This is a genomic window from Nocardiopsis lucentensis DSM 44048, assembly GCF_000341125.1.
Classification (GTDB): domain Bacteria; phylum Actinomycetota; class Actinomycetes; order Streptosporangiales; family Streptosporangiaceae; genus Nocardiopsis; species Nocardiopsis lucentensis.
The window spans coordinates 1-23,950 of record NZ_ANBC01000323.1; the positions used below are offsets into that span (position 1 = coordinate 1).

The 23,950-nt window shown below is 71.5% G+C and carries 22 protein-coding genes and 1 pseudogene; 12 read left to right on the forward strand and 11 right to left on the reverse strand.

The features are described from left to right. From D471_RS40130 to D471_RS33975, 3 genes are all read left to right on the forward strand, one after another. The coding region (locus D471_RS40130; protein WP_017598731.1) for a hypothetical protein at positions 1–204 on the forward strand (204 nt) is incomplete at its 5' end. A 74-nt stretch (positions 205–278) separates the two neighbouring features. Then, positions 279–746: a GNAT family N-acetyltransferase gene (locus tag D471_RS0111380; protein WP_193789760.1), complete on the forward strand. Its 468-nt coding sequence runs from the start codon at positions 279–281 to the stop codon at positions 744–746. Between the two features lie 73 nt (positions 747–819). Further along, positions 820–2,283 (forward strand): serine/threonine-protein kinase, encoded by a 1,464-nt coding sequence (locus tag D471_RS33975; RefSeq protein WP_051059151.1) that lies wholly within the window; start codon positions 820–822, stop codon positions 2,281–2,283. Between the two features lie 63 nt (positions 2,284–2,346). Here D471_RS33975 and D471_RS0111390 read toward each other — a convergent pair whose 3' ends face one another. Further along, the gene (locus D471_RS0111390; RefSeq protein ID WP_017598733.1) at positions 2,347–3,555 is read right to left on the reverse strand and encodes an ROK family transcriptional regulator; all 1,209 of its coding nucleotides are present in this window, start codon (positions 3,553–3,555) and stop codon (positions 2,347–2,349) included. Between the two features lie 253 nt (positions 3,556–3,808). Here D471_RS0111390 and D471_RS0111395 point away from each other — a divergent pair, with 253 nt between their 5' ends. The 5 genes and pseudogenes from D471_RS0111395 (at position 3,809) to D471_RS33980 (ending at position 9,399) form a co-directional block, all read left to right on the forward strand. Continuing rightward, positions 3,809–5,095 (forward strand): extracellular solute-binding protein, encoded by a 1,287-nt coding sequence (locus D471_RS0111395; RefSeq protein ID WP_017598734.1) that lies wholly within the window; start codon positions 3,809–3,811, stop codon positions 5,093–5,095. 91 nt (positions 5,096–5,186) lie between these two features. Beyond that, the gene (locus D471_RS0111400) at positions 5,187–6,173 is read left to right on the forward strand and encodes a carbohydrate ABC transporter permease (protein WP_017598735.1); all 987 of its coding nucleotides are present in this window, start codon (positions 5,187–5,189) and stop codon (positions 6,171–6,173) included. Further along, positions 6,170–7,051 (forward strand): carbohydrate ABC transporter permease, encoded by an 882-nt coding sequence (locus D471_RS0111405; protein ID WP_017598736.1) that lies wholly within the window; start codon positions 6,170–6,172, stop codon positions 7,049–7,051. Before D471_RS0111400 ends, D471_RS0111405 begins: the two co-directional genes overlap by 4 nt. 141 nt (positions 7,052–7,192) lie before the next feature. Next, positions 7,193–8,668, forward strand: a complete 1,476-nt coding sequence (locus D471_RS0111410) for a glycoside hydrolase family 3 protein (protein ID WP_017598737.1) — start codon at positions 7,193–7,195, stop codon at positions 8,666–8,668. A gap of 256 nt (positions 8,669–8,924) precedes the next feature. Beyond that, positions 8,925–9,399 (forward strand): annotated as a pseudogene (locus D471_RS33980) (RrF2 family transcriptional regulator). Positions 9,400–9,509: 110 nt separating this feature from the next. On the opposite strand, the gene D471_RS0111425 reads toward D471_RS33980, so the two are convergent. The 9 genes from D471_RS0111425 to D471_RS0111465 all read right to left on the reverse strand — a co-directional run bounded on the left by D471_RS0111425 (position 9,510) and on the right by D471_RS0111465 (position 20,305). Beyond that, the gene (locus tag D471_RS0111425) at positions 9,510–9,866 is read right to left on the reverse strand and encodes a helix-turn-helix domain-containing protein (protein ID WP_017598740.1); all 357 of its coding nucleotides are present in this window, start codon (positions 9,864–9,866) and stop codon (positions 9,510–9,512) included. A gap of 158 nt (positions 9,867–10,024) precedes the next feature. After that, positions 10,025–10,561 carry a CinA family protein gene (locus D471_RS0111430; protein WP_017598741.1) on the reverse strand — a complete coding sequence of 179 codons (537 nt, stop codon included), beginning with the start codon at positions 10,559–10,561 and terminating at the stop codon, positions 10,025–10,027. Beyond that, positions 10,558–11,163 (reverse strand): CDP-diacylglycerol--glycerol-3-phosphate 3-phosphatidyltransferase, encoded by a 606-nt coding sequence (pgsA, locus tag D471_RS0111435; RefSeq protein ID WP_017598742.1) that lies wholly within the window; start codon positions 11,161–11,163, stop codon positions 10,558–10,560. Before pgsA ends, D471_RS0111430 begins: the two co-directional genes overlap by 4 nt. Then, positions 11,160–12,599, reverse strand: coding sequence for a 30S ribosomal protein S12 methylthiotransferase RimO (gene rimO / locus D471_RS0111440; RefSeq protein WP_026127624.1), 1,440 nt, complete (start codon positions 12,597–12,599; stop codon positions 11,160–11,162). The genes pgsA and rimO overlap by 4 nt, the downstream gene beginning before the upstream one ends. Before the next feature lie 393 nt (positions 12,600–12,992). After that, positions 12,993–14,060, reverse strand: a complete 1,068-nt coding sequence (locus tag D471_RS0111445; protein ID WP_017598744.1) for a helix-turn-helix domain-containing protein — start codon at positions 14,058–14,060, stop codon at positions 12,993–12,995. A 179-nt stretch (positions 14,061–14,239) separates the two neighbouring features. Then, the gene (locus tag D471_RS0111450; RefSeq protein ID WP_026127625.1) at positions 14,240–16,741 is read right to left on the reverse strand and encodes a DNA translocase FtsK; all 2,502 of its coding nucleotides are present in this window, start codon (positions 16,739–16,741) and stop codon (positions 14,240–14,242) included. A 189-nt stretch (positions 16,742–16,930) separates the two neighbouring features. Next, positions 16,931–18,616, reverse strand: coding sequence for a ribonuclease J (locus D471_RS0111455; protein ID WP_017598746.1), 1,686 nt, complete (start codon positions 18,614–18,616; stop codon positions 16,931–16,933). Next, positions 18,613–19,584, reverse strand: a complete 972-nt coding sequence (gene dapA, locus D471_RS0111460) for a 4-hydroxy-tetrahydrodipicolinate synthase (RefSeq protein WP_017598747.1) — start codon at positions 19,582–19,584, stop codon at positions 18,613–18,615. The genes D471_RS0111455 and dapA overlap by 4 nt, the downstream gene beginning before the upstream one ends. Before the next feature lie 340 nt (positions 19,585–19,924). Further along, positions 19,925–20,305 carry a phage holin family protein gene (locus D471_RS0111465; RefSeq protein WP_083924198.1) on the reverse strand — a complete coding sequence of 127 codons (381 nt, stop codon included), beginning with the start codon at positions 20,303–20,305 and terminating at the stop codon, positions 19,925–19,927. A 77-nt stretch (positions 20,306–20,382) separates the two neighbouring features. On the opposite strand from D471_RS0111465, the gene D471_RS0111470 reads away from it, so the two are divergent. The 3 genes from D471_RS0111470 (at position 20,383) to D471_RS0111480 (ending at position 22,498) form a co-directional block, all read left to right on the forward strand. After that, a complete protein-coding gene (locus D471_RS0111470) occupies positions 20,383–20,937 on the forward strand; it encodes a GNAT family N-acetyltransferase (protein ID WP_017598749.1) in 555 nt (184 codons plus the stop codon). A 174-nt stretch (positions 20,938–21,111) separates the two neighbouring features. Next, a complete protein-coding gene (locus D471_RS0111475) occupies positions 21,112–21,984 on the forward strand; it encodes a 1,4-dihydroxy-2-naphthoate polyprenyltransferase (protein ID WP_017598750.1) in 873 nt (290 codons plus the stop codon). Positions 21,985–22,012: 28 nt separating this feature from the next. Beyond that, positions 22,013–22,498: an NUDIX domain-containing protein gene (locus D471_RS0111480; RefSeq protein WP_017598751.1), complete on the forward strand. Its 486-nt coding sequence runs from the start codon at positions 22,013–22,015 to the stop codon at positions 22,496–22,498. Positions 22,499–22,669: 171 nt separating this feature from the next. On the opposite strand, the gene dapB is transcribed toward D471_RS0111480, so the two are convergent. After that, a complete protein-coding gene (gene dapB, locus D471_RS0111485; RefSeq protein ID WP_083924199.1) occupies positions 22,670–23,413 on the reverse strand; it encodes a 4-hydroxy-tetrahydrodipicolinate reductase in 744 nt (247 codons plus the stop codon). 60 nt (positions 23,414–23,473) lie between these two features. Between dapB and D471_RS0111490 the strand changes: the two genes are divergently transcribed. Next, on the forward strand, positions 23,474–23,950 hold a 477-nt coding region (locus tag D471_RS0111490; protein WP_193789759.1), incomplete at its 3' end, for a VIT1/CCC1 transporter family protein.

The following is a 23,950-nucleotide window of genomic DNA, read 5'->3' on the forward strand; positions in this document are numbered from 1 at the left end:
TCCGTGCTCACCTTCGGGTCCTCCCCGGCGGCCTTGGACCGGGCGGCCCGAGCTCTGGCCGAGGTCGTGCGGGCCGGTGCGCTCGGCACTGTCACGGTGGAGCGGGCGGACGGCGGGGAGGTGTTCGGTACCGCCGTGGACACGGCGCTGGTGGCGGCCGGGTTCCACGTGACGCCCAAGGGGCTGCGGCTGCGGGTCGGATAGCATCCGTGCGACCTCCCGTCGGGGGCGGTGACGGAAGGAGCGGCGAGGGGGGGGTGGACACGGGGATCCGTCCGATGCGTCCGGAGGACGTGCCGGAGGTCGTGGCGACGTCGCTCGCGGCCGACACGGTGTTCGCCGACGCCGGTGTGGTGCTGCCGCCGGATGATCCGCGCGAGCTGATCGAGCACGCTGACCGGATCCTGGTCGCGGGTGAGCCCGTGCGGGGCCTGGCCGCCACGGTCTTCGTGGACGGGCACACGCACCTGGAGCAGCTGGCCGTGCACCCCGGCCACGGGCGGCGCGGACTCGGCTCGGCCCTGCTCGAGGCCGTGTGCGCCGAGGCCGCCGAGCGTGGGGACCGGGAGGTGACCCTGACGACCTTCCGCGATCTGGCCTGGAACGCCCCCTGGTACGCGCGGCGCGGCTTCGTCCCCCTGGCGCGGGAGGACTGGGGGCCGGACTTGGAAGGGCTCTGGGCGGCCGAGGAGAGGGCGGGGATCCGGGTCCTGCCGCGCGTGGTGATGGTGCGGCCGTTGGGCTGACGGTACGGCGTCCGGGGCGGGGCCGCGTTGGTATCTTCGGGCTCGCACCTCCCCCCTGTGCGAAAGGCCCGCCATGCCCTCGAACGGTCGCTCCCGTGTCGATCGCTACGTCATCCGTGAGCGGCTCGGCGGCGGCGGGATGGGAACCGTCTGGCGCGCGCACGATCCCGATCTGCACCGGGACGTGGCCATCAAGGAGCTCCGGCTCCCGCCCGACATCCCCGAGGACGAGCGGGACGAGGCCCGGGCGCGCATGGTCCGCGAGGCCCGGGCCGCCGCGGGTGTCAGGCATCCCTGTGTGGTGACCGTCCACGACGTGTTGAGGGAGAACGGCGACCCCTACATCGTCATGGAGCTGCTGAGCGGGCGGTCCCTCCAGCAGCGGCTGCGCGAGTCCGGCGCGCTGCCGGCCGACCAGGCGGAGCACCTGGCCCGGTCGATGTTGCGGGCGCTGGGCACGGCGCACCGGATGGGTGTGATCCACCGGGACGTCAAGCCCGCCAACATCATGCTGACCGAGGACGCGGGCCGGATCGTCCTCACCGACTTCGGGATCGCCAGCGTGCTCGACGCCAGTACCACGCTGACCGCGAGCGGGGCACGGTTGGGCACGTTGGAGTACATGGCGCCGGAGCGGTTCGGGGAGGACGGGGCCCCGGCGGCCTCGGACATGTGGAGTCTGGGGATCACGCTGTTCAGGGCGGTGGGGGGCGCTTCGCCGTTCCGGCGTGAGTCCGCGGTGGCCACGTTCAGGGCGATCACGGAGGATCCGGTGCCGCCGCCTCCCGTCGGGGGTCGCCTCGGCGCCCTGATCGGGGCCCTGCTCGACCGGGACCCCGAGGCCCGCCCCACACCGGACGAGGCGCTCGACATGCTCGAACCGGATCCGCCGCCGTCTTCGTCGCCACCCGCGCCGCCGCCGGTGCCCGGGCCGAACCGCCGTCGGGCGCTGTTGATCGGCGCCGGAGCCGGGGTGGGTCTTCTGGGCGCCGGAAGCGCTGTCCACCTGACCGGCCGCGGTGCGCGGACGGAATGGGCCACCTACGGGGGCGCCCTGTACACGCTCCGGTACCCCGAGGGGTGGGAGCGCCGGAGCGGCACGGCGGCCGAGCAGAGGATGGGGGACGGCGCCTACAGCGAGCGGCGGACGTTCACCGAACCGGCCGGGGACCACCGGATCGACACGCTGGTGCTGTCCTTGGAGGGGTGGAACGGCGGTGAGTACACCGGGTGGGACTGGCTGGAGGAGACCGATTACAACATCGCCGGCGGCGCGGACTCGGACTCCACGGACTGGGAGCGGATCCGGCTGGAGCGGGGGCCCGACGACCCCCGGGACTGGCGGACGGCCTACCTGGAGGGGACGTATCGGAACACGAACTACGCCGAGCCGGCCCGGCACGGTCTGTGGAAGACGGTGACCGTCGACGAGGTGGGGATCCACATCATCCGGTTCACCGTTCCCGCCGCGGAGTTCTCCGACTACGAGCGGGTCATGACCGAGGTCGTCGACTCGTTCGAGCCGGTCGTCGGCTGAGCCCGCGGCCGCGCCCCGTCGGGTGAGGGGTCGGGTCCAGGGGGTGGAGCGCGGCACGCGGCCTCAGACGGTGGAGGAGAAGACCTCCTCACGGGCGCGTTCCAGGGCGTGTAGGAGGGCGCCGCGCACCACGGGGCTGCCCTCGACCGCGCCCAGGCGGACCTCGGTCTCGTTCGGCGCGATGCGCGCGTTGGCGGCCTGGATCCGCTCGGCGAGCTTCTCGCCCCCGGCCCGGGCCACGTCCCCGCCCAGGACCACGAGTCCGGGGTCGAGGATCACGCTGACCGCCGCGACACCGCGCGCCAGGCGCTCGGCGAACACGTCCAGGAAGGCGTCGGCCTCGGGGGTCGCGGCGCGGGCGGCGGCCGCCACGACCTCGGTGACGTCGGTTCCCTCGATCCCGTGCTCCCGGGCCAGCGCGACCATCGCCTTGGACTTGACCAGGGCCTGGAAGCCGTGCGGCAGCTCACCGGTCGAGTCCATCGTGTGGTAGCCACCGGAGACCCCGGCCTCGACGGGTGTGGGGGCCCCGGGTACCGGGAGGTAGCCGATCTCACCCGCACCGCCGGATCGGCCCCGGTGTATCCGCCCGTCGATCATGGTGGACATGCCGACGCCGCCCGCGGCGCTGAGCCAGATGAGTACGAACTCGTCCACGCCCTCGGCGGCCCCCGAGGCGTGCTCGGCGAGCGCGGCCAGGTTCACGTCGTTCTCGATCACCACCGACCGCTTGAGGTCGGCGCGCAGGGCCTCCAGGACGCCCTCGTGCCAGGTCATGAGGTCGAAGGAGAAGCGGATGTCGCCCGTGCGGGGGTCCACCACACCGGGTGTGCCGATGACGCACGCCCGCACGCGGTCGAGGGGGACCCCGGCCGTGTCGGCCAGGCGCATGACGGCTGTGTGCACCAGGGCGACGGGGTCGTCGGAGGTGCTGGGGTCGACGGTGACGTCGCCCACGACCTCGCCGGTGATGTCGGCGATGGTGGCGGTGACGCGGTGTGCGCTGACGTCGAGGGCGGCCACGTAGGCGCTCTCGGGCACGACGGCGTACAAGGCCGCGTTCGGCCCACGCCCCCCGGCCCGGCTTCCCACGACACGGACGAGGTCGCGCTCCTCCAACCGCGCGAGGAGTTGTGAGGCCGTGACCTTCGACAGGCCGGTCCTCGTCCCGAGCTGCGTCCGGGTCAGCGGACCGGCGGACAGCAGCAGTTCCAGTGCCGCGCGGTCGTTGAGCTGGCGCAGCAGCCGGGGAGTCCCCGGACGTTGAGACATAACCGTGACACCTCACCCTGTTTTTATTAGGAAAGTTTCCTGTTAATTTAGCTCACAACCTCACAGGAGGTCACGTCCCGGCAGGTCCGACCTACTATCGGACTCCCCGGTACCCGCGCCGGCGGGGCGGCCAACGTGCTGTAGAGCACATCCCCCAGTAAGACGTCGAGGCGGCGGGATCAGTCCATGATCCCAGGCCCCCTCGAGCACAGGCGTCGTACCCGGCGCGTCGTGCGAAGGGAGACAGGTACACATGAAGTTCCCGAAGATCGCAGCGGTCACGGCCGTGGCTCTGCTCGCGGCCGCGTGCTCCGGCGGTTCCGACGGTGACGGAGACAGCGGTCCGGCCGACGCGCCGGAGACCCTGACCGTCTGGCGGATGGGTGACGCCACCGAAGCGCAGACCGAGTTCATGAACACGGTCGCCGAGCAGTACCAGGAGCAGTACCCCGACACCGAGGTCGAGGTCCAGTGGATCCCGTGGGGCGAGTTCTCCCAGCGGTTCCAGACCGCGATCGTCAGCGGCGGCCCCGACGTCGTGGAGATCGGCAACGACCAGGTCCCGACCTGGGCCAACGCGGGCGCCCTCTACGACGTCGCCGAACTCGCCGAGGGCTGGGAGGAGCGCGAGGACGTCCTCGAGGGCGCCTACGCCAACGGCACCTTCGACGACGCCCAGTACAGCGTTCCGTGGTACAGCGGCGTGCGCGCCCTGTGGTACAACGCCGACTGGCTCCGTGAGCTCGGCCACGAGCCGCCGCAGACCTGGGAGGAGCTGGAGACGGTCGCCACCGACATCGAGGAGGAGTACGGCGTCCCCGGTTTCGCCGCTCCCACGGACTTCATGAACGGCATCGCCAGCTTCGTGTGGTCCAACGGCGGTGACTTCGCCACCCGCGAGGGCAACGAGTGGGTCGGGCGACTCGACTCCGAGCCGACCGCCGAGGCGCTGGAGTTCTACGCCGGCCTGACCGTCGACGGCATCTCCCCGGAGGCCTGCATCGGCCTCACCGAGGTTGACTGCGCCCACGCGGACTTCGTCAACCGCGAGATCGGCATGTTCATCGACGGCCCCTGGGCCCGTACGCAGCTCGAGGACATCAACGACGAGCACGCCGACCAGTGGGCGACGGCGCCGATCCCCGGCGCCGAGGGCATGGCCCCGGCCTTCGGCGGCGGCTCCGACCTGGCCGTGTGGAACACCACCGAGCACCCCGAGGCGGCGTTCGACTACATCACGACGCTGAACAGCAAGGAGAACGCCCTCCCGTTCAACGAGGTCTCCTCGATGTTCCCGACCTACGCCGACGTCCTGGAGAGCGAGGAGTTCCAGAACGACCCCGTCCTGGCCGGCGCGGCCACCCAGGCGACCGGTGATCTGCGACTGTTCCCGGACACCCCGAACTGGGGGCACGTCCAGTGGGAGCTGACCACCATCCAGACCGCCGTGGCGCGCCTGGCCGAGGGGGAGGACGCCGACGACGTGCTGCCCGAGTTGAACGAAGAGCTCACCGAGGCGCTCAACCGCCCCACTGAATAGTCGCACCCCGCGTGCCCGGAGCACGCGGTACGGGGGCGGTCGCCGTGGACCGCGGCGACCGCCCCTCCCTAACGCCAGGTGAGAACTTCCCATGACACAGACACTGGAACGCCCCTCCAGCGCTCACAAGCGCAAGGGGAACGGGGCGAACACCGGTGGGCTGGCGACGCGGACACGCCGCCGGCTCACCCCCTACCTGCTCATCCTCCCCGCCCTGATCATCCTGTCCCTGGTCCTGCTGTGGCCGATCGTGCAGATGGTCTGGATGTCCTTGCACGACTACGGCCTGCGCCAGCTCATGGGCGACGAGGCCGAGTGGAACGGATTCGCCCACTACACCTCCGTCCTCACGGACGAGCGCTTCTGGACGATCTTCCGCAACACCATCGTGGTCTGCCTGGCCATGGTGCTGCTGACGATGCTGCTCGGCACGCTCGTCGGCATCCTGCTCAACAAGCTCCCCGGGTGGGCCTCGACGACGCTCGGACTCGGTCTGATGCTGGCCTGGGCCACCCCGGTGATCAGCGCCGCGATCGTCTACCGCTGGCTCTTCGACACCCGGTACGGACTGGTCAACACCATCCTGGACGCCCTTCCGAACTGGCTCGTCGGATCGGGGTGGGCGGAGTTCAACTGGTTCAACGACCCCGGCACCCTGTTCCCGATCCTCATCATCACCGTCGTCTGGCAGTCCTTCCCGTTCGTGGCCATCAGCGTGCTGGCCGGTCTCAAGAGCATTCCGGGCGAACTGTACGAGGCCGCGCGGATGGACGGCGCGAACGCGTGGCGGACTTTCTGGAACGTCACCGTCCCGATGCTGCGCCCGCTGTTCGCCCTGCTGCTGATCCTCCAGGTGATCTGGGACTTCCGCATCTTCACGCAGCTGTTCATCCTCGCCGACGGTGTCGACAACCGTGAGGTGGCGCTGCTGCCCGTGTACATCTACCAGCTGGGCTTCGCCTCCACACCGCCGAACTACGGCATGGGGTCCGCGATCGCCGTGATCATGACCGTTCTGGTTCTCGCGATCACCGCCTACTACCTGCGCGTGATGATCCGCCAGGGGGAGGTCCGATGAACAACGTCTACCGGCTGCGCAAGATCGCCGGCAGCGTCGGCATGTACGCCGCCGCCGCCGCGGTGTTCGTCTTCGCGGTGTTCCCCGTCTACTGGGTCCTGGCCACCGCGCTGCGCCCCACCGGCGAGATCTTCACGCGTGAGCCCACCGTGCTCCCGCGGGAGATCACCTTCGAGCACTTCGAGCGGGTCATCTCGGGCGTCCTGATCCCGGGAACCTCGTTCTGGTCCTTCCTGACCAACAGCCTCGTGGTGACCATCGGCTCGGTGGCCTTCGCCGCCCTGGTGTCGCTGTTCGCCGCCGTCGCCGTCGCCCGGTTCCGGTTCCGACTGCGCTCGGCCTTCATCATCATGCTGCTCGTCATCCAGATGGTGCCGATCGAGGCCCTGATCATCTCCCTGTTCGTCAACTTCTTCCACCTGGGCAACACCCTGGACATGGAGCTGGTGAACAACCTCTCGGGCGTGTTCGTCGTCTACGTCGCGGTCATGCTGCCGATCACCATCCTCATGGTGCGCAACTTCGTGGCCGCGGTGCCCAAGGAGCTGGAGGAGGCCGCCGCGATCGACGGCGCCAACGGCTGGACCGTCTTCTGGCGCATCCTCATGCCGCTGGTGGCCCCCGGTCTGGCCGCGTCGAGCATCTTCGCGTTCATCACCGCCTGGAACGAGTTCCTGGTCGCCTTCACCTTCCTGCAGAACAACTCCGGCGCCTACACCCTGCCGATCTCGCTGCAGTACTACTTCGGCGCGGTCTCCATCGAGTGGGGGTCGATCATGGCCGCCTCCACCCTGCTCACGGTCCCGGTGATGGTCTTCTTCCTGTTGGTCCAGCGACGGATGGTCTCCGGCCTGACCATGGGCGCGGTCAAGGGCTGAGCCGCCCGCCCCCGTCCCGGCGTGGGCCCGCGCGGCGGCTCCCCGCGGGCCCACGCCGCCCCTCCCGTCCTCTCCTCCGCCACCCCTACGCCACACGTCTGCCCTGCCATGGGCACCCTCGCTCACCGAACGGAGTTCGCCATGCCGAACGACCCGACCCTGGAGCGCCTGGCCAACGCCACCCTCCTGGTGCCATTCGAGTCCCACCACGCCCCACGCTGGGTGCTGGAGGGCCTGGCGGACGGCATCGCGGGCGTCTGCCTGTTCCACAACAACCTGGACGGCCCCGAGCAGGTCACCGCCCTCAACGCGCGGCTGGCCGAGGCTGCGGACACCCCCCTCATCTCACTCGACGAGGAGGGCGGCGACGTCACCCGCATCGGGCAGGCCCACGGCAGCGACTATCCCGGCAACGCCGCCCTCGGCGCGGTCGACGACCCCGACCTGACCCGGGCCACCCACCGCTCCCTCGGCGGGCGGCTGGCCCAGCTCGGCTTCAACTTCGACCTCGCCCCGTCAGTGGACGTCAACGTCGCTGACGACAACCCCGTGATCGGCACGCGCTCCTTCGGCTCCGACCCCGAACTCGTGGCCCGCCACGGCGCCGCGGCCGTGCTCGGCCTCCAGGAGGCGGGCCTCGCCGCGTGCGCCAAGCACTTCCCCGGGCACGGTGCCACCTCCCAGGACTCCCACCACGTCCTGCCGCGTGTGGACGCCGACGCCGACCTGCTGCACCGCCGTGAGCTCCTGCCCTTCCGCTCCGCGATCGACGCGGGCGTCCAGGCGGTCCTGACCGCGCACATCGAGGTCCCCGCCCTCGGCGGTCGTGGTCCGGCGACCCTCACCCCGAACGTGGTCACGCGGCTGCTGCGCGAGGAGCTCGGCTTCACCGGCACCGTCGTCAGCGACGCGATGGAGATGCGCGGCGTCAGCGAGCGGATCGGCGTCCCCGAGGCCTGCGTCCGCGCGGTGGCCGCCGGATGCGACCTGCTGTGCCTGGGCCGGTTCGTCTACGCCGACGAGATCGCCGCCGTGCGCGCGGCCCTCGTCGCGGCCGTGCACGAGGGCCGCCTGCCCGGAGAGCGCCTGGAGGAGGCCGCCGAGCACACCCTGCGGCTGCGCGCCTGGATCAGGGACTCCGCGGCCCACCGCGCCGCGTCCCCCGAGACCGACGGCATCGGGCTGTCCGGGGCCCGGCGGGCGATCCGGGTCGAGGGCGACCTGCCGACGCTGTCCGACCCCTACGTCGTCGAGGTGGACGCCCCGCCCGGCATGGCCGTGGGCGAGGTGCCCTGGGGCCTGGGGCCCTGGTTCCCCGGCACGGAGCGGGTCTCACCCGACCCGGCGCACGCCGAGCGGCTGCTCGCCGAGGCCCGGGACCGCGACCTGGTCGTGGTGGTCCGCGACGCGCACCGGTACCCGGAGGCCCGCGAGCTCGTCACATGCCTGCTCAGTGCCCGGCCGACCGCCGTGGTGGTGGAGATGGGGCTACCGATCTGGCGGCCCGACCACGGCACCCACGTGCGCACCTACGGCGCCGCTCACGTCAACGGACTGAGCGCCGCCGAACTGCTGGGCGCCAGCGGTGTGGTGGGCGCCGCCTCCGGGGGCGCGTGAGACCCGCATCACACCCCGGACCCGCCTCCGCGGCGCACGCCCCGCCTCTTCGGCCCGGTTCCGCCTCCCTCCAGGAGCCGGGCCGAAGGTCTGCCCGCCGCCGTGCGGGACGCCCTCGGACGTGACCCGGGTGACCCCGCGTATGTCCCCGAAAGCCGGTAGGAGAAGTACTCTTAACGTGTAGCACCCCGGGCGTCGACGTACCCGCCGCCGCCCGGTGCCCCATTCGCCCTTCTAACCACGGCATAATCACAGCATGCGCCTTTCAGCCCGGGTCGACTACGCGCTACGCGCGGCCGCAGAACTCGCTGTCGCCAGTGAGGGGCCGGTGACGGCCGAGCAGCTCGCACGCGCCCAGGCCATCCCCGGAAAGTTCCTGGAGAACATCCTCACCCAGCTCCGCCGCGCCGGCCTGGTGCGCAGCCAGCGCGGCCCCGTCGGGGGCTACTGGCTCCCCCCCCCCGCCCCGGNCGGCCGAGGAGATCTCCCTCGCCGACATCATCCGCGCCGTCGACGGCCCCCTGGCCAACGTCCGTGGCGAACGCCCCGAGCACGTCGACTACGACGGCGCGGCACGCAGTCTCCAACAGGTGTGGATCGCCCTGCGCGCCAGCGAGCGCGCGATCCTGGAGGGCGTCAACCTCCAGCACCTGGTCACCAACCAGCTGCCCGAGACCGTTCGGGCACTGGCCGAGGACCCCGACGCCTGGGTGAACCACACCCACCCCTGAGGGCCGCCGGGACGCGGCGAACGCCCCGACCCAGACGTGAAGGAGCCGGCCACCCGGGGTGGCCGGCTCCTTCACGTGGTCACGAGGATGTACGGACGGATCCGTGGAGGTCAGACCCCCACCATGTCGGCGACGTGGGGAACGCGATCCGGTACCGGTTCGATGCCGAGGTCCTGGGCTGCGACGGGGTCGCTCGTGACCGTGTCACCCAACAGTGCGGCCTCCTGGAGCTCCGCGAGGGCGAGCTGGTCGGAGACCTCCCGCAACACCTGGGAAAGCGGGACACCCAGTGCCCCGCAGATCGAAGAGAGCAGCTCGGAAGAGGCTTCCTTCTGACCCCGTTCGACCTCCGAGAGGTAGCCGAGGGACACACGTGCATCGGCCGACACCTCGCGGAGGGTGCGGCCCTGGCGCTGTCGCAGCCGCCTGAGCACGTCACCAAGTAGGTGACGAAGCAGGACCATCATTCGCGCTCCCTCCCACCGGTAGCGACCTTCATATACAACACCGTACCTGCCCCACGCCCGATTCGGGCACCTCTTGCCATCCTGTTCGCTGGAGGGGGAACCACTAGCTGGAGTGGTTTTGTTCCCGTCGCACGGGAGAGGGCGACCGACCGGAGGGGTCAGGTCCGAGCGGCTCCCACCGCGTTCCCGCGGACGGTCGACTCCAGGAGCGCCAGGGCGCCCTCGACCGTGTGGTAGCGGATACCCGAACGATCCCCGGTGAAACGGAACTCGCGAACAGCGCTGGTCCCGGTGGGTGCGGAGACGGCCGCGAAGACCGTGCCGACGGGCTGGCCGTCCTGGGGGTCCGGACCGGCGACGCCGGTCACCGCGACCCCGTAGTCGGCGCCCATCAGACGGCGCACGCCCGCCGCCATGTGGGCGGCCACGTCGCGGTGGACCGCTCCGTGGGCGGCCAGCAGGTCCCCGGGGACCCCCAACAGGCCCGCCTTGGTGTCGGTGGCGTAGGTGACGACTCCGCCCCGGTAGGTGGTGGAGGCGCCGGGGACGGCGGTCAGGTGGGCGCCGATGAGCCCTCCGGTGAGTGACTCGGCGGTGGCGCAGGTGAAACCGCGTTCCAGCAGCGCCCGGTGCACGGCCTCGGCCGCGGTGAGCGCGTCACCGCCGAGGTCCGGGGCACCGGGCGGAGCGCTCACTCCGTACGCCCGTCCTTGGCGCGGATGAGGCGGATCGCGTCGACCACGTAGGCCAGGCCGGTCCAGACCGTCACCGCCAGGGCCGCGCCCATCACGATGTGGGCGGCCCAGGTGAACACCGCGCTGAACGGCAGCAGCGCCGCCGGGAAGAGGTAGAGGCTGATCGCCACGATCTGGAGCACGGTCTTGAGCTTGCCGCCCTGGCTGGCGGGCATGACGCCGTAGCGCAGGACCGCGAAGCGCAGCGCGGTGATGCCCCACTCGCGGACGAGGATGGCGATGGTCACCCACCACCACAGGTCGCCCTGGAGGGAGAGCACGACCAGCGCCGCCCCGGTCAACGCCTTGTCAGCGATGGGGTCGGCGATCTTGCCGAAATCGGTGACCAGGTTGCGGCGGCGGGCCAGCTCACCGTCGATCCGGTCGGTGACCGCCGCCAGCACGAACACCGCGAACGCGGCCAACCGCCACCACGGTCCGTCCAGGAACATGAACCACACGAACACCGGCACCATGACCAGACGGCTCATCGTGAGGATGTTCGCGATGTTCCACAGGGGAACGCGGGGGGCGGGTGACGCCGCGGAATCGTGGGTGCTCATCTGTCTCCGGTTTCCCCGTCCGGCGCTTCGTCCTGTTCCGCGACGAGGTCGGCCCCCGCGGCCTGGATCACGGTGGCCCGGACGAGGTCGCCCACGGCCAGACCCTCGCCGTAGAGGATGGTACTGCCGTCCACCTCGGGCGCCTGGTGGTCGGCGCGGCCCTCGTACGCGCCGTCCTCCAGTACGGACTCGACCAGGACGGTGACCTCCGAACCGACCCGCTCCTCCGCGCGCTGGGCCATGAGCTCCTCAGCGAGCCGGTTGAGCCGCTCCACGCGCTCCTCGATCACCTCGGCGGGCACCTTGCCCTCGTGGCCGACGGCCTCGGTGCCGTCCTCGTCGGAGTACCCGAACACGCCGATGGCGTCCAGACGGGCCTCGCCGAGGAAGGCGACCAGGTCCTCGAACTCCTCCTCGGTCTCCCCGGGGAAGCCCACGATGAAGTTGGAGCGGGCCCCGGCCTCGGGCGTGCGCTCGCGCACCGTGCGCAGGAGCTCCAGGAAGCGCTCGCGGTCGCCGAAGCGGCGCATGCGGCGCAGCAGCGGGCCGCTGGCGTGCTGGAAGGACAGGTCGAAGTAGGGCACGACCCCGGGGGTGGAGGTGAGCACATCCACCAGACCGGGACGCACCTCGGCGGGCTGGAGGTAGCTGACGCGGACCCGGTCGAGGCCCTCCACGGCGGCCAGGCGCGGCAGGAGCTTCTCCAGGGCCCGCACGTCGCCGAGGTCCTTGCCGAAGGACGTGGAGTTCTCACTGACCAGGAAGACCTCGCGCACCCCCTCGCCGGCCAGCCACTCGGCCTCGCGGACGATCTCGTCGGGGTGGCGGGAGATGTAGGCGCCCCGGAAGGCGGGGATCGCGCAGAAGGTGCACCGGCGGTCGCAGCCGGAGGCGATCTTGAGGTTGGCGACCGGTCCTCCGGTCAGACGGCGCCTCGGCACGGCCGCGCGGTAGGGCAGCTCGGTCCCCTCCGCGCCCTCGGCGTCGGCGAAGGCCGCGTGGCCGGGGACGTGGACGTCGGCGGCGTCGCGGTCCACCGGGCTGATCGGCAGCAGGGTGCGCCGGTCCCGCGGGTCGTGCGGGACGAGCGTGCGCCCGGCGACGACGTCGTCGAGGCGGTCGGTGATGGCCGCGTAGTCGTCGAACCCGATGACCTGGGCCTCAGGCAGGGCCTCGGCGAGCTCGGAGCCGTAGCGCTCGGCCATGCAGCCCGCGGCGACGACCTGGCCGCCGTTCTCCGCGGCGTCCAGGATCGTCTGGATGGAGTCCTGCTTGGCCGCGTCGATGAACCCGCAGGTGTTGACGACGGTCACGTCGGCCTCACCCTCCACGAGTTCCCATCCGCCTTCGGAGAGGCGTCCGGCCAGCTCTTCGGAGTCGACCTCGTTACGCGCACACCCCAGGGTGACGAGCGAGACAGTACGGCGCGATGACATGGCTTCCAAGGTGTGGGAGAGCTTCGACGTGGTGTGCGGGTGCGCGGCGCGGCGGATCCGGCGGCCCCCGCGCGCGGCTCGGCGCCTGACGGCACCGCCCACGACCCACCACACTACCGTGGACGCGTCACCCACCCGTACCGTGCTCGCCTCTCCCGAGTGCCGTCTCCGGAGCGACCACCCCAGGGGGTTCGTCGTTCGGGCGCGGGCAGGGTTCTCAAAGATCGAGACTGCGCCTTAGGCGTCCGTTGAGGGTGGTGGTGGGCTACGGGTGGGCGAGGAGAGCCGCGTGGCGAGGAACGGGCGACAGGCGTGGCCGAGGGTGGGGGATCCCTGCCGTCGGGGCGCCCGAACAGAGTGGGCACCGCGCCGGAGGCCCACGACGGACACGGCCTACCCCTCCACGCCGTCGGCCCCGACGGTGACGGAGGTGACCTCCCCGGACCGCCCGAGCGCGCCGAGGTCCTCCCCGTCGACGGCCACGCTGACCACGCCCGCGTCGCCGACCCACAGTCCGATGGTGTCCTCGGTCACGTACTCCTCCGTGTCGCCGTCGAGGAGGAATCCGGTGAACAGGTCCTCCCCGTCGGGATCGGTGACCTTGACCCAGCTACGGTCGGAGGCGGTGACGGCGATGGTGATCTCCTTCGGCTCCTCGGGGACCGGTTCGTCGATCGAGGGCCGTTCAGCGGGCACGGGGGCCGCGGGCACACCGACGGAGGAGTCGACCGTGTCCGATCCGCGGTCGAAGGCGGCGCGCAGCGGGTTGCCGCCCTCCCACTCCTGCCAGGCGTGCACGCCCACGAAGGCGCCCAGGAGAAGGATGACGCCGACCACGGCCCACGGCCAGTGCCGGCGGACCGCCTCGCCGCGCCTGGTCCGGGTCGCGCTGATCGCCTGGCGCGGCCGGGGACCGGGCTCACCCGCCGGGCGGCGGCCCTGCCCTTCGGCGGTGCGGCGGGGCCCTGGCACGGCGGTCGCACCCGCGCGGGTGCGCCGCCCCTGGCGGACGCGCCCACGCACGTGCTGGCTGCGTTCGAAGTGGCCCCACCGCTCTGATCGGCCGCCGGGGTCGTGGGTGTCCCCGCCGGGACCGCGTCCCGCCGTGTGCGTCTCCGTGAACTCCTCCCCCCACGCCCGGCCGCGCGCGGCCTCGGTGGTGGCGCGGGCCGCCGAGGGCCCGGCCGCGGGGTGCCGCGCGGGCGGGACGAAGGCGGCCGTGCCGGGTCGGGCGTGTTCACGGTCGAACTCGTCGAGGAGCGGCGCGGGGTCCAGGCCCAGGGCCCGGCAGATACCGCGGATGTGCCCGCGCGCGTAGAAGTCGCCTCCGCATGGAAGGAAGTCCTCCCGCTCGATACCACGCAGGACCTGCTCCCGAATGCGTGTACGGGTGCTGAGGTCCGCGACCGTGAGTCCCGCGGCCACCCGGGCCGCCGCCAGGGTCTGACCGATCGTCGCCATGCGCGCTCCCCCCGCTACTTTGTGCGCTCACACGGAACCACTCTGCTCTTCCGTGCTCGAACACGCAGGCCACCACGCCCAAGGTCCCCCCAAAGATCACGCCAAATCGGACAGATCTCCGGCGTCCGGTCGGGAGGACCCACCCCGGTGCGGTCGTCGGCGACCGAGGCGGGTCGCGGTCAGCCGCCGCGGATCTCGGCGAGGACGCCCGGCAGGTCGTCGGGGGTGACCAGGACGTCGCGGGCCTTGGAGCCCTCGCTGGGGCCGACGACGTCGCGGCTCTCCATGAGGTCCATGAGGCGGCCCGCCTTGGCGAAGCCCACGCGCAGCTTGCGCTGGAGCATGGAGGTCGAGCCGAACTGGGTGGTGACCACCAGTTCGACGGCCTGGAGGAGAAGGTCGAGGTCGTCGCCGATGTCCTCGTCGATCTCCTTCTTCTTCGTCTCCCCGGCGGCGACGTCCTCGCGGTAGTCGGGTTCGGACTGCTTCTTGCAGTGCTCGACGATCGCCCGGATCTCCTTCTCCGACACCCAGGCGTTCTGGAGCCGGATGGGCTTGCCCGCCCCCATGGGGAGGAAGAGCGCGTCGCCCTTGCCGACGAGCTTCTCCGCGCCGGGCTGGTCGAGGATGACCCGGCTGTCGGAGAGGCTGGAGGTGGCGAACGCCAGCCGGGAGGGCACGTTGGCCTTGATCAGACCGGTGACGACGTCCACGCTGGGCCGCTGGGTGGCCAGGACCAGGTGGATGCCGGCCGCGCGGGCCAGCTGGGTGATGCGCACGACGGCGTCCTCGACGTCGCGGGGGGCGACCATCATCAGGTCGGCGAGCTCGTCCACGATCACCAGCAGGTACGGGTAGGGCTGGTACTCGCGCTCGCTGCCGGGGGGCGCCTTCAGCTCACCCGTGCGCACGGCGGCGTTGAAGTCGTCGACGTGGCGGTAGCCGGAGGCGGCCAGGTCGTCGTAGCGCCGGTCCATCTCCCCCACGACCCACTGGAGCGCCTCGGCGGCCCGCTTGGGGTTGGTGATGATGGGGGTGATCAGGTGTGGAATGCCCTCGTACATCGTCAGTTCGACCCGCTTGGGGTCGACCAGGATCATGCGCACCTCGTCGGGGGTGGCGCGCATCATCAGCGAGCTGATCAGCCCGTTGATGCAGGTGGACTTACCGGCGCCGGTGGCGCCCGCGACGAGCACGTGCGGCATCTTGGCGAGGTTGGCCACGACGTTGGTGCCCTCGACGTCCTTGCCCAGGCCCACCAGCATGGGGTGGTCGTCGGAGGTGGCCGACGACGAGCGCAGGACGTCTCCCAGGCTGACGATGTCCTTGTCGGTGTTGGGGATCTCCACGCCGATGGCGGACTTGCCGGGGATCGGCGACTGGATGCGCACGTCGGCGCTCTTGACCGCCAGGGAGATGTTCTTGGTCAGCGCGGTGACCTTCTCGACCTTGACCGCCCGGCCCAGCTCGATCTCGTAACGGGTCACCGTCGGCCCCCGGGTGAACCCGGTGACCTCGGCGTCGATGCCGAACTGGGTGAGCACGCCGGAGAGCGCCTCGACGACCTCGTCGTTGGCCCGGGTACGCGGTTTGACGGGGCTGCCGGGCTTGAGCATGCCCGGCGCGGGCAGTTCGTAGTCGCCGTCCACGACCCGGGAGGGGATGGACAGCTGTTCGGTGGTGACCGGCGGCGGTGAGGGGTCGGGGGTCGGGGAGTGCTCCTCCGGGGCGGACTCGCCCCTTCCCCTCCCCTTCCGCTTCGGCCGGGGCCGCTCCGCGTCCTCGTCGGTCGGAGCCGGCGCGAGGGGCGCGGTGTCGGGCTCGCTGGGCAGGACGGGGCTGTCGTAGGGACGCTCGTGGTCGCCCGCCACGGTCTCCTCGGTGGGCTTGCGCCTCGGCTTGCGGCGCCGTTTGGGCTGGTCCGGCTCGGGGTCGGCGCCCAGGATGCCCAGACCCGAATCGGGGCCGGTGTCGCGTTCCATGAGCGCGCCGAAGAGGGTCTGGAGGCGGTCGGGGATGCGCCGGATGGGCGTGGCGGTGACCACCAGGACACCGAAGACCAGGATGAGGGCGAGGAGCAGACCGGTCAGCCACGGGGTGACGATCGCGCTGAGCGGGCCGGAGGCGACGTAGCCGATGAGCCCGCCCGAGTCCATGAGCGCCTCCAGTCCCTCGGAGGGCTGGGGTACACCGTGGCCGATGTGGATGAGTCCGAGCAGGCCCAGCATGATCGCGCTGAAGCCGATGAACAGGCGCCCGGCGTCGCCCTCCTTCGCGTTGGAGGGGGTACGCATCAGCCGGACGGCGAGGGGCAGGAACAGCAGCGGCAGGATCGGGGAGAAGGTCCCGAAGCCGCCGACCACGACGGTGCGGGTGGCCCGCAGGAGCAGGCCCTCGCTCTGCCACCACACGGCGCCGGCGATGAGGACCCCAGCCGCCAGCAGGACCAGCCCGGCGCCGTCCCTGCGCAGGTCGGGGTCGAGGTCACGGGCGCTGCGCCCCACGGCCCGCGCCGCTCCGCCCACGGTGTGCGCGATGACCTTCCACAGCACGAGCAGGAACTGTCCGAACAGGGTCACGACGAAGGCGATGGGCCCGTCGGGCATCGCCGGGGGCGAGGAGCGCCGCTTGGCGGGCTTCCTGCGCCCCGATCCTCCGGAGGACTTGGCTCGCGTGGCCATGGGGGGCACACCTCCAGGGGAGCGACTCGTTCGGTCCGGCGGGCAGGGCGGCCCGCCACGGCGGGCAGCCTACTAGGAAGTCCAGCCCCGACGGGGTTCCCCGCCGGCGTGTCGCGCGGACCGGCCCGGGAACGCCGTACGGCCCGAGTGCGCTGGTCGCGCCTCGGGCCGTAACCGTGGAACGTCCGGTCAGACCTCGACCAGGACGGGGATGATCATCGGACGACGGCGGTAGGTCTCGTTCACCCACCGGCCCGCGCTGCGGCGGATGAGCTGCCGGAGCTGGTGCGGGTCGTTGACGCCGTCACCGGCGGCCTTGTCCAGGGCGGCCTGGAGCTTGTCGATGACGTCGTCGTAGGCGTCCGGGGCGATCCCGGCGCCGCGGGTGTGGATCTCGGGATCGCCGAGGATCTTGCCCGTGGTGGAGTCCACGGCCACGACGACGGAGATGAACCCCTCCTCGCCGAGGATGCGGCGGTCCTTGAGCGAGGCCTCGGAGACGTCACCGACCGACGAGCCGTCCACGTACACGTACCCGGCCTGGACCGCGCCGACGATCTTGGCCCGGTTCTTGTACAGGTCGACGACGACGCCGTCCTCGGCGATACAGATCCGGTCCTGCGGGATACCGGTGGCCTTGGCCAGGTCGGCGTGCGCGCGCAGGTGCCGCCACTCGCCGTGCACCGGCATGAAGTTGCGCGGCCGCACCATGTTGAGCACGTACAGCAGCTCACCGGCGGACGAGTGCCCGGACACGTGCACCAGGGCGTTGCCCTTGTGCACGATCTTGGCGCCCCAGCGGGTCAGGCCGTTGATCACCCGGTTGACGGAGTTCTCGTTGCCCGGGATCAGCGAGGACGCGAGCAGGACGGTGTCGCCCTCCTCGATGCGGATCTGGTGGTCGCGGTTGGCCATGCGGCTCAGTGCGGCCATCGGCTCGCCCTGCGACCCCGTGCACACCATCAGGACCTCGTCGGGCGGCAGCTGGTCGAGCTGCTTGACGTCGATGATGGTGTCCCCGGGCACGCTCAGGTAACCCAGGTCGCGCGCGATGTTCATGTTGCGGACCATGGAGCGGCCCACGAACGCGATCTTGCGGCCGTGCTTGACGGCGGCGTCGATCACCTGTTGGACGCGGTGCACGTGGGAGGCGAAGCAGGCCACGACGATGCGCTTGTCGGAGGTGCGGAACACCTTGTCGATGGCCTCGTTGAGGTCGCGCTCGCTGACCACGAAGCCCGGCTGCTCGGCGTTGGTGGAGTCCGACAGCAGCAGGTCCACGCCCTCGTCGCCGAACCGGGCGAAGCCGCCCAGGTCGGTGAGGCGTCCGTCCAGCGGCAGCTGGTCCATCTTGAAGTCGCCGGTGTGCAGCACCGTCCCGGCCGGGGTGCGGATGCCGATCGCCAGCGCGTCGGGGATGGAGTGGTTGACCGCGAAGAACTCCAGGTCGAAGGGGCCGAAGTCGTGCCGCTCCCCCTCCTCGACCAGGACCGTCTCCGGCTTGATGCGGTGCTCGCCCAGCTTGGCGGTGATCAGCGCCAGGGTGAGCTTGGAGCCGACGATCGGGATGTCGGCGCGCTCGCGCAGCAGGAACGGCACGCCACCGATGTGGTCCTCGTGCCCGTGGGTGAGCACGATCGCCTCGACGTCGTCGAGCCGGTCCCGGATGTAGTCGAAGTCCGGCAGGATCAGGTCGACGCCGGGCTGCTCCTCCTCCGGGAAGAGGACGCCGCAGTCGACGATGAGCAGGCGACCGCCGTACTCGAAGACCGTCATGTTGCGGCCGATCTCCCCGAGTCCGCCCAGGGGGACGACGCGCAGCGCGCCCTCGCCGAGCGGCGGCGGGGACCCCAGTTCGGGGTGGGGGTGACTCATACGGACCCCTCCGCCAGGCGCTCGACGTTGACGGCGCTGGCCGGGACGGCCTGGTGGGGGGCGAGGCCGATCGGACCCTTGACGCCCGCCGCGGCCAGGTCCTCGCGCAGGAGGGCCTGGAGTTCGGGGGAGGCGTCCGCCAGCGGCGTGCGCACCGGGCCGGAGGGCAGGCCGAACAGGTTGAGCACGGCCTTGGTGGTGATGACGCCCTGGGTGCGGAACATCCCCGTGTAGACGGGAGTGAGACGGCGGTGGATGGCCAGCGCCTGGCCGACCTCGCCCGCCTCGTAGACGTCGATCATCTCGCGCAGGTCGGAGCCGACGATGTGGCCGACCACGCTGACGAACCCGGCGGCGCCCACCGACAGCAGCGGCAGGTTGAGGATGTCGGTGCCGCAGTAGTAGGCGAGGTCGGTGCGCTCCATGACCCAGGAGCTGGCGCCGACGTTGTCCTTGGCGTCCTTGTTGGCGACGATACGCGGGTGCTCTGCCAGCCGGACGAGGGTCTCGGAGGCGATCGGCGTCCCGGTGCGGTGCGGGATGTCGTAGAGCATGACCGGCAGCCCGGTCGCGTCGGCGATCGAGGTGAAGTGCCGGATGAGGCCTTCCTGCGGCGGCTTGTTGTAGTAGGGGGTCACGGCCAGCAGACCGTGCGCGCCCGCCTTCTCCGCGGCCTTGGCGAGCCGGATGCTGTGCCGGGTGTCGTTGGTGCCGACCCCGGCCACGACGGTGGCGCGGTCGCCGACCGCCTCCAGGACCGTGCGGAGCAGGCGGTCCTTCTCGTCGTCGCTGGTCGTGGGCGACTCACCAGTCGTGCCGCTGATGATGAGGCCGTCGTTGTGCTGCTCGTCGACCAGGTAGGCGGCCAGACGGGCCGCACCCTCGTAGTCGAGTTCGCCGTCCTCGAGCATGGGCGTGACCATCGCGGTCAGCATCTTGCCGAATGGGCGGTTCTTGGTGTCCACCATCGCTGTGATAAGGCGTTCGGGCCGCCGCTGCGGGGCGGGTGGGCCCGGGTGTGCCCCTCCTCCTCTCAGTGTGTGTCAACAGTCGGACGTGCCCGCGGTCCGGGTGTGCCCGGACACGGGCGGGCGGCGCGACGCGACCGCCACCGCGACCGGCGGAGTCCGTTCCGGTCACGGGAAAGATCTGGTGTGCCCCGTGCGCGGGGTCGAGCCTGCGCGGGCCGCCGTCCTCGTGGGTCGAGGTTGATGGCCCGGAATGTGAACCTACCCGTCCCGGACCCGCGCCACTCGGGCGGGTCCGGGGTCCGCTCGCAGGTCAGCGCGGCGGGACGGGGGTGGGCGGTCAGCCGTCGTCGCCGTCCGGGAGGAACAGGCTGGCCAGCCAGCTCACGATCGAGATGATGATGGCTCCCCAGAACGCGGGCCAGAACCCGTCGATGCTGAAGGGGACGTCGAACAGACCGGCGACCCACTCCGTGAGCAGGAGCAGCAGCGCGTTGACGACCAGGCCGATCAGTCCCAGGGTCAGGGCGTAGAACAGGCACCCCACCGTTTTGACGATCGGTTTGATGACGGCGTTGACCAGGCCGAAGATCGCACCGACACCAAGGTAGACGAGGATCTGCTCGGTCGTGTCCCGGGTCGCGACCTCGATCCCGTCGACCAGGTAGACAGCCGCCCAAAGGGCGAGCGCGTTCACGATAACTCTGATAATGAGGCTCACGACGTAGATGTTCCCATGCCATGGCAAGGTCCGGAAACTCCGGCGTTGGTCATCTTGCCGCCTGAGGAGGCCCGACCATGTCCAGTGCCCAGTTCGTCCGCCCCGCCCGTGCCGCCGACGTGGACGCCGTCGTGGCCGTCCAGGTGGCGTCGTGGCGGTCGGTGTACGGGGAGCTGCTGCCCGACGAGGTGCTGGAGGAGATGGGGGGCGGGGAGGCCCGCGAACGCTTCCGGGAGCAGTGGAGTTCGGCGGTGGCGTCGCCCCCGACCTCACGGCACCGGTTGGTCGTGGCCACGGACGAGGAGGCGGGGAAGCGGACGGTCGTCGGCTTCGCCGCGTTCGGTCCGGCCGGTGACCCGGACCTGTGGCCGGGCAAGGACGCGGAGGTGTTCGCGCTGCACGTGGCGCCGGAACTGACCCGGCGGGGGCACGGGAGCCGGTTGCTGAACGCGTGCGTGGACCAGCTGGTCGAGTCCGGTTTCGGCACCGTGTACGTGTGGGTGCCCGAGGCCGACAACGCGCTGCGCTCCTTCTTCGAGTCGTCCGGGTGGCGCGCGGACGGGGCCCGCCGGGAGATCGACCTGGGAAGTCCGTTGGCGATGGTGCGGCTGCACGCGGCGATCACCGCGTAGTTCCCGGCCCTGCGCTTCGGACCGTGTTCGGATGCCGTCCGGGGGCCACCTCTCCAGGAACCGGACCCTGGAGGGGCGGCACGACCCGCGCGGAGCGGGGACTACCGTGGAAAGGTCGGATCACCGTGCGCTCGGAAGGGCTGGGCGCCGCCGTCGAGTGTGGAGGGACCGCACGTGGCCACGGTCAGTGAATGGGTCTCGGGGACGCGTCCCCGTACGCTGCCGAACTCGGTCGTGCCGGTGGCGGTCGGTACCGCCCTGGCCGTCGCGCTGGGCGGATTCGTGTGGTGGAAGGCGCTGCTGGCGATGGTGGTGTCGCTGGCGCTCCAGGTGGGGGTGAACTTCGCCAACGACTACAGCGACGGCGTGAAGGGCACCGACACCGCCGAACGGACGGGCCCGGTACGGCTGACCGCGAGCGGTCTGGCCCCGGCCCGGCAGGTGTTGGCCGCGGCCCTGGCGAGTTTCGCGTTCGCGGCCGTGGTGGGTCTGGTCCTGGTGGCGACGTCGTCGTGGTGGCTGCTGCTGGTGGGCGCGGCCGCGATCGCCGCGGCCTGGTACTACACCGGCGGGCGCTCTCCGTACGGGTACCGGGGCCTGGGCGAGGTGTCGGTGTTCGTGTTCTTCGGCCTGGTGGCGGTCGTCGGCACCGTGTTCGTCCAGGTGGGATCCGCGCCGTGGCAGGCGTGGGTGGCCGCCGTCCCGGTGGGGCTGCTGTCGTGCTCGGTGCTGGTGATCAACAACCTGAGGGACATCCCGACGGACCGGGAGACCGGCAAGATCACCCTCGCGGTGCGACTGGGCGAGGCGGGCACCCGCCACCTGTTCGCGGGCGCGATCGCGGCGGTGTACGTGGTGGCGCTGGTGCTGACGCCGGTGTACTGGTGGGTTCCGCTCGTGGTGCTGTCGGTGCCGCTCGCGGTGCGACCGACGCGCCGCGTCCTGGGCGGCCAGGTGGGCCGCGACCTGGTGTTGGGACTGGGCGAGACCGGCAAACTCCAGCTGGCCTTCGGGGTGCTGTTCTCGGTCGGTCTGGCCCTGGGCTGAGGGGCGGGTGTGCCCTAGGGTCGAGGGCGTGACCGAAGAGGAGTTCTACGCGGGTCTGCCCGCGACCCGGGGAGCGGCGGGGGCCGTGATCCGCTCCGAGTCCGGCGGCGTGCTGCTGGTGAAACGCACCTACGTCCCCGAACGGCCCTGGGGCGTCCCCGGCGGGGTCATCGAGGCGGACGAGTCGCCGCTGGCCGCCTGCCGCCGCGAACTCCGCGAGGAACTGGGAGTCGAGGCGCGCGTGCTGCGGGTGGCGGTCGTGGACTGGGTCCCGGCGCGTCCACCGCGCACCACGGCGCTCCAGTGGCTGTTCACCGCGGAACTGCCCGAGGGCGCCGAGTTGCGCCTTCCCGCCGACGAGCTGTCGGGGTGGGCCTGGCACGATCCGGGCGACTTGCACGAGGTCCTGTCCCCGCACACGGCCCGGCGGATGCTCGCGGCGCTCACCGTCGCGGACGGCGGGGGCCCGCTCTACCTGGAGGACGGCAGGCCGGTGCTACCTCCGGGCGACTGACCTGGGCCGACCGGGCCGCGGCAGTGTTTCTTTCGGGCCTGCCGCTTCGCTTCGGCCCGCCCGGCGCCCGCCACCACCCTCAACGGACGCCTGGCGGCGCAGCCCCATCCATAAGAACCCTGGCGGCGCCCGAACCGAACCCCCCTGGGGTGGCCCGTCCCAAGAAAGGCCCTAGTCCAGGCCGAGCAGGGGTTCCAGACCCAGAGTGAGCGGATCGGGCAGGTCGGCGACCTTGCGGATACCCAGGAGCACACCCGGCATGAAGGACGTGCGGTTCATCGAGTCGTGCCGAATCTTGAGGGTTTCCCCGTCGGTTCCGAACACGACCTCCTGGTGGGCGATGAGCCCGGAGATGCGCAGGGCGTGCACGCGGACACCGTCGACCTCGGCGCCGCGGGCGCCCGCGATCTCGGAGGTGGTGGCGTCGGGCATCGGGGCGGTACCCGCCTCGCGCCGGGCCTCGGCGACCAGTTCGGCCGTCCGGTAGGCGGTGCCGCTGGGGGCGTCGGCCTTGTTGGGGTGGTGCAGCTCGATGATCTCGGTCGAGTCGAAGTACGGCGCCGCCTTGCGCGCGAAGTGCATCATGAGCACGGCGGCCACACCGAAGTTCGGGGCGATCAGCACCCTGGCGCCCGGCTTGGCCGCGAGCATGGCGCGCACCCGGTCGAGCCTGGCCTCGTCGAATCCGCTGGTGCCGACGACGGCGTGGATCCCTTGGCCGATGAGCCACTCCAGGTTGTCCATCACCGCGTCGGGGTGGGTGAAGTCGACGACGCAGTCCGCCCCCAGCACCGCTTCGCGGTCGTCGGCGTGGTCGATCCCCGCCACGAGTTCCATGTCGTCGGCGCCCTGAACCGCCTTGACGACCTCTGACCCCATGCGCCCATCGGCGCCGAAAACTCCTACCTTGAACACGGCACAACCGTACCGGAGTCAGTGCCCGCCCACCGACCGGCCTCGTGCGACCATGGCGCCATGGCACAGGCACGGCCCGGGAGCGGCCCCGGGGGATCGGACGGACAGCAGAGGCGCTTGGGGTCCCTCCTCAACGGTCTTCGCGCGGCGGTGCTCGGGGCCAACGACGGCATCGTCTCCATGGCGGGCCTGGTGGTCGGCGTGGCCGGGGCGACGCCGAACCGCGGGGCCCTGCTGATCGCCGGGGTGGCGGGCACCATGGCGGGAGCGCTGTCGATGGCCGCCGGGGAGTACGTGTCGGTCAGCACGCAGCGGGACACGGAGCGAGCGGCCCTGGCCCGCGAGAGCTGGGAGCTGGCCACCGACCCGGCCGGCGAGCTGGAGGAGCTGACCGAGATGTACCGGGCGCGGGGACTGGACGAGGAGCTGGCGCGCGAGGTGGCGCGGGAGCTGACCGCCCACGACGCGCTGGGTGCGCACGCCGAGGTGGAGCTGGGTCTGACCCGCTACCGGGTGAACCCGTGGCAGGCGGCGGGA

Excerpts from the sequence above, each read along its gene's own strand:
- rimO (WP_026127624.1), bottom strand. The coding sequence starts at position 12,599 with ATGTCATCGCGCCGTACTGTCTCGCTCGTCACCCTGGGGTGTGCGCGT.
- D471_RS0111410 (WP_017598737.1), top strand. The coding sequence starts at position 7,193 with ATGCCGAACGACCCGACCCTGGAGCGCCTGGCCAACGCCACCCTCCTG.
- D471_RS0111395 (WP_017598734.1), top strand. The coding sequence starts at position 3,809 with ATGAAGTTCCCGAAGATCGCAGCGGTCACGGCCGTGGCTCTGCTCGCG.
- D471_RS0111425 (WP_017598740.1), bottom strand. The coding sequence starts at position 9,866 with ATGATGGTCCTGCTTCGTCACCTACTTGGTGACGTGCTCAGGCGGCTG.
- D471_RS0111400 (WP_017598735.1), top strand. The coding sequence starts at position 5,187 with ATGACACAGACACTGGAACGCCCCTCCAGCGCTCACAAGCGCAAGGGG.
- D471_RS0111445 (WP_017598744.1), bottom strand. The coding sequence starts at position 14,060 with ATGGCGACGATCGGTCAGACCCTGGCGGCGGCCCGGGTGGCCGCGGGA.
- D471_RS0111405 (WP_017598736.1), top strand. The coding sequence starts at position 6,170 with ATGAACAACGTCTACCGGCTGCGCAAGATCGCCGGCAGCGTCGGCATG.
- pgsA (WP_017598742.1), bottom strand. The coding sequence starts at position 11,163 with ATGAGCACCCACGATTCCGCGGCGTCACCCGCCCCCCGCGTTCCCCTG.
- D471_RS0111380 (WP_193789760.1), top strand. The coding sequence starts at position 279 with ATGCGTCCGGAGGACGTGCCGGAGGTCGTGGCGACGTCGCTCGCGGCC.
- D471_RS0111470 (WP_017598749.1), top strand. The coding sequence starts at position 20,383 with ATGTCCAGTGCCCAGTTCGTCCGCCCCGCCCGTGCCGCCGACGTGGAC.
- D471_RS0111390 (WP_017598733.1), bottom strand. The coding sequence starts at position 3,555 with ATGTCTCAACGTCCGGGGACTCCCCGGCTGCTGCGCCAGCTCAACGAC.
- D471_RS33975 (WP_051059151.1), top strand. The coding sequence starts at position 820 with ATGCCCTCGAACGGTCGCTCCCGTGTCGATCGCTACGTCATCCGTGAG.
- dapA (WP_017598747.1), bottom strand. The coding sequence starts at position 19,584 with ATGGTGGACACCAAGAACCGCCCATTCGGCAAGATGCTGACCGCGATG.
- D471_RS0111455 (WP_017598746.1), bottom strand. The coding sequence starts at position 18,616 with ATGAGTCACCCCCACCCCGAACTGGGGTCCCCGCCGCCGCTCGGCGAG.
- D471_RS0111450 (WP_026127625.1), bottom strand. The coding sequence starts at position 16,741 with ATGGCCACGCGAGCCAAGTCCTCCGGAGGATCGGGGCGCAGGAAGCCC.